This is a genomic window from Mycobacterium sp. (assembly GCF_002863225.1).
In the GTDB taxonomy this organism is placed as follows: domain Bacteria; phylum Actinomycetota; class Actinomycetes; order Mycobacteriales; family Mycobacteriaceae; genus Mycobacterium.
On sequence record NZ_PKEK01000036.1, the window covers coordinates 18,636 to 31,283 of the forward strand.

The window sequence follows — 12,648 nt, forward strand, 5'->3', positions numbered from 1 at the left end:
TCATTTCGAGTCCCTTGCCTCGCGGAGCTCTCTGAGCTGAGAACAGATGGCATCCGCGACCGTCGCGGGCTCTTCGTGTTCCCAGAACCTCAACACGGTCCATCCGCGAGTCGCGAGGACGGTATCGACCCGTCGATCCCTTTCGATGTTTGTATCAAGCTTTTGCGCCCACCATTCGCCGTTCGCCCGCGGCCGTGTCGCGTGGTCAGGGCAGCCGTGCCAAAAACACCCGTCGATGAAAACCGCTAGATGCAATGTCTTCCAAACGATGTCAGCCTTACACCGGAAATCGGGTTCCGGCCGGGCGTCGACGCGGAATCGGATGCCGCGAGCGTGAAGGAGGCCGCGGACGAGTAGCTCGGCCTGAGTATCACGCCGGCGCTGCCTACTCATCCGGGAACGGACTGAGTCTGACGAGGCGGCAGGCCTCCCGCTAGTCGACGTCGAGTTCGCACTAACGGTCATTGCTGCAACCTCAGTCCCAACCCCGTCGCCCGAACCGCCCGTCGTTCGATCGCCGCCCGCACAGAATCCTCCAACCCAACTACTAATACTTTCTTCTTCGCCCGAGTCACCGCCGTATAGAACAACTCCCGCGTCAACAGCCGCGAATCCTCGCCTGGCATCAGCACTGTCACTTCGTCGGCCTGGCTGCCCTGCGACTTGTGAATCGTCATCGCATGCGTGGTCTCGACATCGGACAGCCGGCTGGTCGCGAAGTCCAACGGCCCACTGGCACCTGCGATCACAGCCCGAAGACCGTCGGCGCGGACGACGACCACGCCGGTATCGCCGTTGTAGATGTGTAGCCCGTGGTCGTTGGCTGTCACGAGTAGCGGTCGCCCCGGATACCACTCCGTCCACGGCGGCTGGCCCGTCGACTCGGAAAGCCATTGCTCGACTAGCCGATTCCAGTGCCGCACTCCATACGGACCTTCCCGGTGCGCACACAGAAGCCGGTGCTCATCGAGCGTCGTCAGCGCGACAGCGTCCGCACCGAACTGCGCCGCCTCGCGCAGGCGCAACGCATGCGGCAACAACACTGGGCGCAAAGCGTCCGACGCATCGTCGGTCTCGACGAACTCGATGTGCTCGCCGCCGGCATGCAGCAGCTTTAACGCACGGTCGGCGTCTCCGACCCGGATCGCCTTGGCAAGAAGCCCGATCGACTCGCCGTAGCGGTGCGAGGTCTTCAGTGTCGCCACCCGCATATCGCTGCGAGCCGAAATGCCCTCGACCAAATCGGCCAGCACGGCACCGGCTTCCACCGAAGCGAGCTGATCGGCGTCGCCGACCAGAATCAGCCGGGAGTCCGGGCGCACCGCCTCTAGCAGCCGAGCCATCATGGTCAGTGACACCATCGACGTCTCGTCGACGACAATTACGTCGTGCGGCAACCGGTTTCCGCGGTTGTGCCGGAACCGCGATGACGTGTCCGGACGGCTGCCGAGTAACCGATGCAGCGTCATAGCCTGGAGCGAGCCGAGCCGCACGCGGTCGGACTCGTCCAGCTGGGCGACTTCGAGTTGTACGGCTTCGGCCAGACGAGCCGCCGCCTTCCCGGTGGGCGCCGCCAAAGCGATTCTCAGTCGGGACGCACCAGCCTGCTCGGTCAGCAACGCCAGCAGCCGCGCGACTGTCGTGGTCTTTCCGGTCCCCGGTCCACCCGTCAGCACCGTGACCGCCTGCGCCAGAGCGATTTCCGCGGCCTCACGCTGCTCCTCGAAACCGGCCGGGAAAAGTCGCTTCGAGGCGGGCACATCGGCGGTCGGCTTGGAGACTTGCAGCGCCAGCAAGTCATCGCAGACCTGCTTCTCCTCGCGCCAATACCGGTCGAGGTACAGCAACCGGTCGTCGTAGAGGTGCAACACTTGATCGAGTAGCGGACTGTCCCGCACCGCCGCTGACCAGGTCCCAGCCGAGGGCCACGGCACGTCTTCGACATCGATGTCAGCAGCGATGGTCGCTAGTTCGATGCAGACTGATCCGCCGCGAAGCCCACGCACCAGCAGCGCGACCGCCAACGCCACGCGTTCGTCGGACTCTTTGCCGAGGACGCAGATTCGATCGGCAACCCGAATGTCCGAAATATCAAGCACACCAGCCTCATTGAATGCCGCCAACAAGCCGGACGTGCCGACGGCAAGCTCGACAGATGTCACGCCGCCTGCCTCCCCTCGTCGAGCAGGTCCGAGAGCGCAATCACTAGGCCGGCGGGTGGCTGCCAGCTGAACACGCCGCAAGGCTCCCCGTCGATCACTGGCGTGTCCGCCCCGCACATGCCCCGCACGAACAGATACAAGACCCCGCCGAGATGCAACGAAGGGTCGTAATCAGGCACCCGCCAACGCAGAAAACGATGCAGCACAACGGTGTACAGCAGCGCCTGCAGGGGATAATCGGAGTGCAGCATGGCTTCGGTCATCCGCGCGGACCCATAGTCAGCAGCGTTGTCGCCGAGGTAGTTGGTCTTGTAGTCGACTACCAGGTAGCGCTGATCCGGCAGTCGCAGCACCACGTCGATCGAGCCGGACAAGTAGCCCCGCAGCGATTGGTTCCCTAACGCGGCCGACGTCAGGCGATCGACATATGGAGCGAAAGGATCGTCGTCCGGCAAGTAAGCGCCTAGCAGCTCGCCGACATCGGACACCGACACGTTCGGCGCGGCGCCACGCAGATCACCGCCGGCAAGCGGGATCTCGAAGTCCAACTCCCGCAACCGGTCTGGGAAGCCAATCTGCCGCAACGTCAGACCGCCGGCCAGCGGACCAAGCGACGTGTCATGCAGAGGCACCAGTGCCGCGGCCAAGTCCGCAGGCGTCACATCCACCGGATACCAGTTCAACTCTCGTCGCGCGTGCGTCTCGAGCTCCACAGCCAAGTCCGCCGCAAACGGGTCGGCCTTCTCGAGCACCGCGTGCACCAACGAACCGAACGTCGCACCGCGAGGCAGCGCAGCCATCGGCGAGGCCACCACAGGCCCGGATGCGTTCTCGATCAACGCAATATCACCGGTCTCGTCATCTAGCTCGGTGACCTCCGGCTCGCTGGTCACTCCGACCGTCTCGGCTACCCGAACCAGACCCGAGTACGAGGTGCGTCGCCATCCGGTGTCGATCGAGCGGTGGAAGTGCCGCATCTCCAGGTCCGAGGGCTCCGGCTTGGCAGGCACCGGGGGAGCGGCCGCGATCACCGACGTTTCGATCACCGGGCCGCCCGCGGCCTCCCACTCCCGGAACCGCGCCATCACGTCGTCGTCGGAAATCTTTGGCGGATCGCACCGGTCAGGCACCTGAGCCTCACCCGGCCGGCGGCCACGCAACAGCCGTGAGAGACCTCCGTTGGGTTCGTCGTAGGCGGGCGCCCACCACACGACCACCTGCGATTGAGCGCGTGTCATTGCCACATAGCTCAGCCGGCTGACGTCGCTGGCCTCCTCCCGGCGGCCCCGCTGCTTGGCGGCCGCGACGCCGGGGCCGTTCTTGCCGCCGACATACAGGCAGCGCACCTCGTCGTCGTGGAAGACCACCATGTCGTAGTCCTGGACGTTGCGGTTGAATGCGAACGGCACGTAGACGACGGGGAATTGCAAACCCTTCGCCGCATATACGGTCATCACCTGCACCGCGGTGGCGTCGCTATCCAGTCGACGGTTGCGTTCGGTTGCGCCGCTGCGCTCTTCGCGTTGCTTGCGCAGCCAATCGCGTAGCCCCGGCAAGCCCAGCTGCTCGTTGTGGGCGACGTCCTGCAGCAACTGGGTGACGTGCGCAAGATCGGTCATCCGTCGCTCACCGTCCTGCCACGACAGCACCCGCGCACCCATCCCGCGCAACTGCGCGGCTTCGAACACCGCGGCGACTCCGCGATCCCTCGCATGCGCGGACCATTCGCGCAGCGCGTCGGCAATACGATCGGTGAGCGAGTCACCGCCGGACACAAGGGTTTCCGCGGTCTCCCCGAAGAACACCGTCGCGGCGGCGGCGCGCACCATCCCTGGGCGGTGTGGTTGGTCGAATGCCTCCAACAGGCAGAGCCAGTCCGCCGCGGCCTCCGAGGTGAACACGTCGGTGTTGCCGGGGTAGACGACGGGAATGCCGTCGTCACTCAGCGCCTGAAAGCAGACCTCCGCGTCCCTGTGCCTCTCGACGATCACTGCGATGTCGCGGGCCCTCAGCGGCTCACCGTCGAAAGTCGCACCGCTGGCCAGCAGCGCACGGATGTCGGCTGCGAGGTCGGCACCGATGTGCTCTCGCGTGTTGCTAATGGGTGGACTCTGAACACCGCTGCGGCCCAGTGTTTCTCGCGCGACCACCCGCAGCCGAAACGGATCGTTGTGTGGCGCGCCCACGAGCCGGTGACCCTGATGGTGTGCCTTGACATCCTCCACGACGATGGCGGCGTCACCGAGTTGAGCGCCGCTCAGCACCACCTGAAGGTGATCCAGCAGCGCAGAGTCGCTGCGCCAGTTGGTGTCCAGTGTCTTCTTGTCACCTGCTGTCTCCGCGGCCTCCAGATACGTCACGATGTCGCCGCCGCGAAACGCGTAGATCGCCTGCTTCGGGTCGCCGATCAGGATCACCGTCGAGTGCCCGCTGAACGCGCGGTCGATCACCTCCCATTGCACCCGGTCGGTGTCCTGGAACTCGTCCACCATGACGATCGGCCAACGGTGACGCATCCGCGCTTGGGCAGGGGAGTGGTCGGTATCCAGCGCGGCGGCCAGTCGGCTCAGCAGGTCGTCGTAGCCCAGCACGCCGAGGCGACGCTTGCGGGTGTCTAGCTCGGCCAGAACGGCTTTCGCGAAATCGACACGGGCAGCGGCCTCCGAGCCTGGGTCCGCATCGACCGGCCGCAGCTCGGCGGCCGGATTGTTGACGGCCTCGCGCCCCAGCTGTAAAGCGTCACCGTACTGCAACACCGGATTGTCACGTTCCGCGCCGAAATGAGCCAGATACAGATCGGCGACGATCTCGGCGGTCAGGTCGTCGAGGCTTTCCAACAGCGTGACGGTGGACGACGTGTCACCGGCCACCCCAAGCGATTTCAGCACCAGTTGGCAGAACTGGTGCGTGGTGGCGATCGTCGCTGCGTCGAAACCGGCCAGCGCATCACGCAGCCGTTGCTTACGCGCCTCACGTTCGTCGTCAGGGGCAGTTATCAGATGCGCCACCAGTTGGTTCTCGCCGACCGTCGAGGGATCATCGAAAGCGGCTACGGCATCGACGATTTGACGGCGTACCCGTTCACGAAGCTCTTGGCTGGCCGATCGACTGAAGGTGATGAGCAGCATCTGATCCAGCGTGGCTTTGCCCTCGGCGAGATAGCGCGTCACCAGCCCGGCCAACGCGAACGTCTTGCCGGTGCCCGCGCTGGCCTGCAGCACGGTGGTGGACTTTTCGGCCGGCAACGAGCCGAGCAGGTCGAAGGGCTCCATCACGTCGGGATCCTCTCGGCCCGAAGCATCGGCAGCCAGAGTCGGCAGGCGTAGGCGCCGAGCCGGTTCTTCTCGCCGTCGAACTCCTCACCCGACCGCAACGGCGTCATCAAATCGGACAGCGGGGCACCCTTACCCCAGGCCCGCTCGTGCGCCGGCGACTGATCCTCTCCTGGGAATCGATTGGTCTTCCACCGGTATCCCGCCGCATTTTCAGGATCGTCGCCTTCATACCGCGCGACCGCCCACGCGTACGACGTCTTGACCGGCAGCGGAAGCGGCTCACGTCGACCGGCGTCGTAAATCGCCACCAGCTCGCGCAGCACCTCCACGGCGTCACCGTCGGGCCGGCCGATCTCCTCGACCCGCGGGTTGGTGCCGCGCTTCGGTCGTCCGATGCACGCGGCTGACCAGTCCCGGCGGGCATCGCGAGCGAACAACGCCAGCAACGGAATCCACGATGCCAGCAGATGCTTACCGTCCAGCTTGGAATACGTCACCGACACCAGGCGCGTGCCGTACACCGCCGGCACGGTTCCGCTCAGGCGTCGACCGCCGCCGAGTTCGATGTCGACGTCATACGGTTCGGCGTCCGCCGTCCGGTACTGCGTGGCTTCGATGGCCAACAGGTTCGCTTGGTCGCGAATCTCAGTTGCCTTGCGCCACCCCAGGTGTCCCGGCGGCAACGTGCCGCGGCGCCACTCCGCGTCGCGTGCCTGCTCGGCGGTCATGCCCCGGAGAATGTCGTGGAGTATCCGGTCGCCGACCGTCCACTCCTCGAGGTTGTCGAGGTCGACGGGCATGGCGTCTTCGATGCCGTCGACGTCGCGCGGCAGGGTGAATTCCAGCGCCCGGAAGAAGCCTTTCACCGGGTCGCTGAAGAAGCCGATCAGGTCGGCCAGGATGACGTCGTCGGCGGGTGGGTAGGGCAGCGGCTTGGAGATGAACGCGGGACGCTCGCTGCGCTCGCCGGCGCTGACCTTCGCGGCGCGCAGCGCGATCGGGTCGAAGCTGAACGGCACACTCGGCACCAGTTCGCCGGGAATGACGTTGCGAATGTCGAACGGCTGCAACGGATGTTCGACGACGATGCGCGTGCGGATCTTCTCCGGTGTGGTCAAGTCGAGGGTGTCCAGCAGTTCGTCCAGCGGCACCGCCGGCGGTCGGGGGAGACCCGAGTATTGGTTGGCGCCAGTGTAAGTGATGACCAGCTTCTCGGTGGCCGCGCCGATAGCGTCGAGCAGCAATTGTCGATCCTCAGAACGGATGTCGCGCTCACCGGTCATCGGATCGCGGGCCAGCGTGTCGTCACCGTCGACCACGCCGAGGCGCGGGAAGACGCCGTCGTCGAGACCCACCAGGCAGACCACCCGGTGCGGCACCGACCGCATCGGCACCATCGTGCACACCGTCAGCGTTCCAGTGCGGAAGTTGGCCCGAGTCGGGCGACCGGCCAGGTGCTGGTCGAGCAATGCCCGGATGTCGGGTAGCCGCAGTGTCGTGTCGCCGCGAGAACCGGCTTGCTCCAACACTTCTGCGAACTCGCGCTCGACCTGACGGGTCTGCCAGGCATCAGCGTCGCTGGTGCGCGTCAAAGAGCTGATGCCCTCGGCCAAGCCGGTGAGCCAATCGCGGAGCGGTCGTGCACCGGACAACGCGTTGGCTGTCCTTTCGAGTCGGCAAACGAATTCGGCCAGCTGGCCAGCCAACTCGACCTTATTGCTGCCGACGTCGTCGAGCGGCAGCGTGTTGTCGATCCAGGCGTGTGCGTCGTCGGACATCGCGACGCCCGCAAGAATTCGATCGATACCGAAACGCCATGTGTTGTGGACGAAGTCGACGTGGTAGGGCTTGCGATGTTCGCGGTCGAAGCCCCACCGAATGTTCGCCTGCCGCACCCATCGGGTGATCGACTCCAAGTCGTCATCGGCAAAGCCGAACCGGGCTCGTACCGGTGCGGCTTCCGCGATGTTGAGCACCTCGCTGGCCGTCACCCGGCCGTCGGCCAACGCGAGCAATTGTGCGGCCAGGGACAGCAGCGGATTGGTCTGAATTAGTGACCGGTCGGCGAGCTTGACCCGCAGCCGGTGAGCCGGGTGGGCGCCGTGCACCACGTCGCCGAGTCCGAAGTCAGCGACGATCAGCGGTGCATACGTCTCGATGTCCGGGCACATCACCAAGATGTCACGCGGCTGCAAGGTGGGATCGTCTTGCAGCAGACCGAGCAGGACTTCGCGCAGCACATCGACCTGACGGGCCGGGCCGTGGCAGCTGTGCACCTGCACTGAGCGATCATCCGCGACGTGCGTACGTCCTTGTGGCCGAACAGCATTGGCGGCAATGTCGGACTGCAGCCAACCCAGAAGTGTCTCCGAATGGTTCCCGCTGGGCAGGTATTCGTCGGTGTGTACCTCGGAGGGCAGGCTGCGTTGTAGTTCCCGGAGGTCACGGCCGAGCGTGGCTAGCAGCGGATGGTCGACCTCGCGGTGGCTGGCGTCGTCGCGCCGCGGGATGGAACCCCGATGAATGGCGAGCTTCTGCCACAGCGCGTCGCTGGGGTGAGGGAGCCACAGATGCAGGTCGTGGTGGGTCGACACCGCCTGCAACAGCTCGATGTCGGTCGAGGCGAGCCGGGTGTGCCCGAACAGCGATAGCCGCGCAGGCAGGTCGCTCGGTCCCTCTTGTAGCCGCGACACGGTCTTCTGCTGGCGGATGTGTGGGGGATCGGCGTCGATACGTTCGACGAGCGCGCGCCACAGCTCGGGCTGCCAATGCAGGTCGTCGTCGACGCCTTTTGCGCTGCCTTCGAACCAGTCGATCAGCAGTTGCGGCCGTTGTCGAGCGTAGGAGGCGAACAGTCCGGCGAGTCGCCGCGCGACCGAATACCGTCGGCCCCTTCGCAACTCGGCTTCATCGCCTGCATCGAATTGGCCGAGGTGCCTGGCCAGGATCGCGCACCACGGCTGGTCGAGCGAGCCGTCGATCGTCTCGATCAGCGGCCACGTCATTGCGTCCGGTGACCAGGGATCGTCGTCGACCGTGCCAGTGATCTCCGCGATCAGCGAGCCCGGGCTCCGGAACGCTATTCCCGCACACACCCCGTCGCCGTTACCGCCGGCGCCCAGGATGTGTGACAGCCGCTGACTCAGCCAGCGTTCGACACCGCGGGCCGGCACCAGGACGAGTTCCTCGGCGAACGGATCCGGCAGCGGACTCGCCAGCAACGCGCCCAGACCGTTCGCTAGCTGGTCAGGGCGCTCGGCACGGTGGACGTGGAGTGCCATCAGTGGCCACCCTAGGGCCGAGCGTGAGGTGAGGTGGCGGGATTAGGCAAATTGTCGTACCAACGTACTAAACGACAAATAGGAGCTCGGCTCACTCATCTGCCGAGGTTCTACGCTGCATGTCGGTGAACTCAGGCATGGCGGCGGCTGGGTTGATCAGGCGGGCGTCGCGGTAGCCGCGGACGTTGCCTGACGCCGCCATCATCGCTTCACGGGACTTGCCCTTCGCGTAGGTCATAGCGTTCGACTCTTTGACGCCCAAGCCCTTGCCGACTTCGACAGCGTCCTGATCGGCACCCATGTAGAGAAATTCCCATCCATGGTCGTTCGTTTGTTGCTCCACAAGGGCTTTGATGTCTGGTTGCCGCCATTCGCGGCTGGCGTTCTCCAAACCGTCGGTCATGATTGCCACGACGACCGTGCCGGGCTTGTTCTCCTCGGGCAGAGCGTTGATTTCGGCGGCAGTGTCTGTGATGAGCTTGCCCATCGAGTCGTGTAGCGCTGTCATGCCGCGCGGAAACAACGCCAGCGGGGGCACCTGTCCGATGGCGATGCCGCGGTAGACCACTTCGTACTCGTTGTCGAACTGCGCCAGCGTCGCGGTGCACAGCCCTTCGCCAGCGCGCTGCTCGTTGACGAAGGCCTCGAAGCCGCCGATGACATCGGACGCGATGGATTGCATCGACCCGGAGCGGTCAAGTAGGAACACCAGGTGGGTGAGGTTCGGGTTTGACATGAGTGATCCTTTCCAGATCGCTAGGAGGGATTGGCTTTTCGGCGCGGTTTGAATCGCATCGGCTCAGGAGGTGCTGCTGCCGGCGGCGGTTGGCGGGAGTACTTGTCTTGGCGGGCGCGTTTGACATCGTCGGCCTTCACGCGACCTGGCGACGTCGAGTACGGGCCCAGTCTGGCCGTGTTGGCCAGCCGTGGCCCGACCGCATTTTCAGTGAGGCCGGCGTGCTTGCCGGCTGCCGCGATCGACAACTCGTCGTCGACAACAGCGCTGGCAAGCCGCTCGTCGAGTAGTCGGCCGACCTCGTCGAGGATCGACCGAAGGTGTTGCAGTACTTGGGCAGTGGACCCGGCAGATTCCGCTTGGTCGAGAAGCGAACGGATGAGCTTGTATTGGTCGGACATATGCCACTGTACCGCACAATGTGCGGAGTCCGCAATAACTGCGGATAGGGAATCTGACGACGCCCCGTGCGCGGCTCAGTTGTGCCAGGTGCCCGGGATGAAAAGTCTCTAACCATTAACGGCCAAGCCTTTCCTGATGGACCTGTTGTACTCGCCGGCGAACGCCTCCGCGAGATTGAAGGCACGCTGTTCGTACTCGTCAGGCGTCAGATCGTTCGGATGCGCGGCTCGACGCCGGGCGAGGCGAGCCAGCGCGTCGGCACCCTCGTTCAACGGCTCACCTTGGTGGCCACGCGCCCACACCAGCGTCAACCGCTCTCGTTCCGCGTACATCATCTGCTGACCGATCACCAAATCGGTAAGCACACCCTTCGCGTGAAACCGTTGGCAGCGGTGGGGAATACCGTCGCAGCCTCTCATCCAATTCGTGGCCATCTCGATCGCTGACTTGCTGTCGCTCCGGAGCGTCAGCGGCCGGTCCCGCAAACTGCTGACCGCGTCGACGATCGCCCGCAATTCGGACACGAGTACGGGTTCAGAACCGTGCATGTAAGTTCTGTGCCGGCGCCCCTTAAGCCCGTATTGACCGTCGGCCGCCAGCCACCCGCTGCCGGTGTAACTTTGACGAACCGAGCCATCGGTGGCGACGGTCAGCGGTGACGTGTCGGGCGGTCCTGACGCGACTTCTTCACTGAGATCTGTCAATGCATTTTGGGCGGCCTCCATCAACGCCAGGTTGCTAATCCCGGGCCACTCGATCGACGCGCCCGGCAGTAGGCCGGCGATCTCATCCTGATAGCGCCATAACGAACTCGTCGCCCGGACCGATACCAGAAAGCGGATCCGGGCCGTGCCGGCCAACTCGGCGCGAATGGCGGCAATTGCGTCCAGAATTGCCGATTCCTTGCTCGACGTCGCGACCGTGCCGGACCAGCTTCGATTAGTGCCGACCGCTCGGTACTGGAATGCGTTGCCTCTGCGGTGGCAGGAGGTGGCGATCGCGATCGCTGCGATTGGCGTTGGGGGCGGGGTGGCGACATCGATGCGGCGCGGGCGTGCCTGCGGCTTCGGCATGTTCGCTCTCCCTCCTGCTTCGCCAAGTACGTTGATAGTGGGCATATCTCGTAGTTTTCTTAATCCATTTCAGTGGTCGGCGCGTGGTGCACCGACGCGCGTGCTGCTTTGTTGCCGGTGACGATAGAACTGCGCACCGACAACAGCTGGCCACGTCGTACCCCTGTGTCAGAGTGAGACCGAAAGGAGTCGATGATGACCAGCCAGACAAAGTCACCGCGTCTCACGCAGCGATTTGATGCCGCCCTTACTTACGCGGCAGAAAAGCATCGCGAACAGTCGCGAAAGGGTGGGGATATCCCGTATCTGGGTCACCTGCTGTCGGTCGCGGGTTACGTGATCGAAGCGGACGGAACAGAAGACCAGGCCATTGCCGCATTGCTGCACGACACTGCCGAAGATCAAGGCGGCGAGCCGACGCTAGCGGAGATCCGGAAAAGGTTCGGCGACGAGGTTGCGTCGATCGTCAAGGAGTGCAGCGACACCGTTCTTACACCCAAGCCGCCTTGGCGTGAGCGTAAGGAGAGCTATATCAACCACCTCGCCGGGGCGTCCGACAGTGCGGTTCTCGTATCGCTGGCCGACAAGCTGAACAATGCGCACGCGATCTTGCGGGACTTTCGAATGCGCGGCAGTGATCTGTGGCAGCGGTTCAGCGTCAAGGATCCGTCGGAGCACCTTTGGTACTACACGTCGCTGCTGGCGGTTTATCGCGAGCGCTTCCCGAACAGCTGGTTGGCTGATGAGCTTGGCGAGGTGATCGGCTCGCTGGAATACGAGCTGAGTCAGTCGGCTTAGCTTTGGGTAAGTAGCGGCAGTGACGAGGGAGGGAATGCGATGGAGACCTGGGATGCGATCACAGCCCGACGCAATGTCCGCGAGTACACGGAGCAGCTCGTTTCAGAGTCGGACCTGAACCGCATCGCCGAGGCCGGCTGGCGGGCGCCGTCGGCGAAGAACCGCCAAGCCTGGGATTTCGTCGTCGTCACCAACAAAGAACACTTGCAGGAGCTGTCCACGGTCTGGCGCGGCGCCGGCCACATCGCGGGGGCGGCGGCCGCGATCGCCCTCGTCATCCCGGAACCGCCGGACGAGCGACGCAGAGTCACCGACCAGTACGACGTCGGGCAGGCGACCATGGCGATGATGATCGCGGCCACCGACCTCGGCATCGGGACCGGCCACTCGTCGGTGGGGGAGCAGGACAAAGCCCGCGCCATTCTGGGTGTGCCCGAGGGCTACGAAGTGGCCTATCTACTCGGCGTCGGGTATCCGGCGGACCGGCCGCTCAAGCCGATCCGTAAACCGAATCGTCGACCGTTCGAAGAGGTTGTGCACCAGGAACATTGGTGATCGTCTGACTCGGTTCATCCGATGGGTGCAACCGTTCACGGTGCTGTAATTAATTCTCGTATAGCTGTGTGTATGCGTCTTGAGCGACTGCGCGCAGCTGGTCGTCATCCAAGCCGCCCACCTTTTCGCGCAACTCGGGGTCAGCAACGTAGTCGTCGATAGCGAAGAACAGGTTTTCAAGCACCTGAAATTCTCGGCGTGGAGCTCGGTCCGTGTCATTCTTGAAGACCCGCAGATATTGCGACTCGAAGCTATGGGCAGGCAACCGCCCACTGACGAAATCCGAAATGAGGTCCCGGTACTTATCGATCTTCCCGGCCTCACCTACGCCGTCGGACGACATCAGCCACTGATCCTTAGCTACGA

Annotated in this window: 10 protein-coding genes; 2 read left to right on the forward strand and 8 right to left on the reverse strand. The window is 64.3% G+C overall.

What is annotated here, in order from left to right:
• The 7 genes from vsr to CYU59_RS08620 form a co-directional block, all read right to left on the reverse strand.
• A complete protein-coding gene (vsr, locus tag CYU59_RS08590; RefSeq protein WP_363114184.1) occupies positions 1-465 on the reverse strand; it encodes a DNA mismatch endonuclease Vsr in 465 nt (154 codons plus the stop codon).
• A complete protein-coding gene (gene recD, locus CYU59_RS08595; RefSeq protein WP_292981709.1) occupies positions 462-2,162 on the reverse strand; it encodes an exodeoxyribonuclease V subunit alpha in 1,701 nt (566 codons plus the stop codon). The genes vsr and recD overlap by 4 nt, the downstream gene beginning before the upstream one ends.
• The gene (recB, locus tag CYU59_RS08600; protein ID WP_292988349.1) at positions 2,159-5,434 is read right to left on the reverse strand and encodes an exodeoxyribonuclease V subunit beta; all 3,276 of its coding nucleotides are present in this window, start codon (positions 5,432-5,434) and stop codon (positions 2,159-2,161) included. Before recB ends, recD begins: the two co-directional genes overlap by 4 nt.
• On the reverse strand, positions 5,434-8,718 hold the full coding sequence (gene recC, locus CYU59_RS08605) for an exodeoxyribonuclease V subunit gamma (RefSeq protein ID WP_292981711.1): 3,285 nt from the start codon (positions 8,716-8,718) through the stop codon (positions 5,434-5,436). The genes recB and recC overlap by 1 nt, the downstream gene beginning before the upstream one ends.
• A 91-nt stretch (positions 8,719-8,809) precedes the next feature.
• Complete coding sequence (locus CYU59_RS08610; RefSeq protein ID WP_292981713.1) at positions 8,810-9,454, reverse strand: VWA domain-containing protein; 645 nt, start codon at positions 9,452-9,454, stop codon at positions 8,810-8,812.
• A 20-nt stretch (positions 9,455-9,474) separates the two neighbouring features.
• On the reverse strand, positions 9,475-9,855 hold the full coding sequence (locus CYU59_RS08615) for a hypothetical protein (RefSeq protein WP_292981714.1): 381 nt from the start codon (positions 9,853-9,855) through the stop codon (positions 9,475-9,477).
• 108 nt (positions 9,856-9,963) lie between these two features.
• Entirely contained in the window at positions 9,964-10,929 is a 966-nt protein-coding gene (locus tag CYU59_RS08620) for an RNase H family protein (RefSeq protein WP_292981716.1), read from the reverse strand.
• A 195-nt stretch (positions 10,930-11,124) separates the two neighbouring features.
• Between CYU59_RS08620 and CYU59_RS08625 the strand changes: the two genes are divergently transcribed.
• On the forward strand, positions 11,125-11,727 hold the full coding sequence (locus tag CYU59_RS08625; RefSeq protein WP_292981719.1) for an HD domain-containing protein: 603 nt from the start codon (positions 11,125-11,127) through the stop codon (positions 11,725-11,727).
• Positions 11,728-11,766: 39 nt separating this feature from the next.
• Positions 11,767-12,282 carry a nitroreductase family protein gene (locus CYU59_RS08630; protein ID WP_292981721.1) on the forward strand — a complete coding sequence of 172 codons (516 nt, stop codon included), beginning with the start codon at positions 11,767-11,769 and terminating at the stop codon, positions 12,280-12,282.
• Positions 12,283-12,331: 49 nt separating this feature from the next.
• On the opposite strand, the gene CYU59_RS08635 is transcribed toward CYU59_RS08630, so the two are convergent.
• Positions 12,332-12,625, reverse strand: coding sequence for a colicin immunity domain-containing protein (locus CYU59_RS08635; protein WP_292981723.1), 294 nt, complete (start codon positions 12,623-12,625; stop codon positions 12,332-12,334).
• Positions 12,626-12,648: the final 23 nt, after the last annotated feature.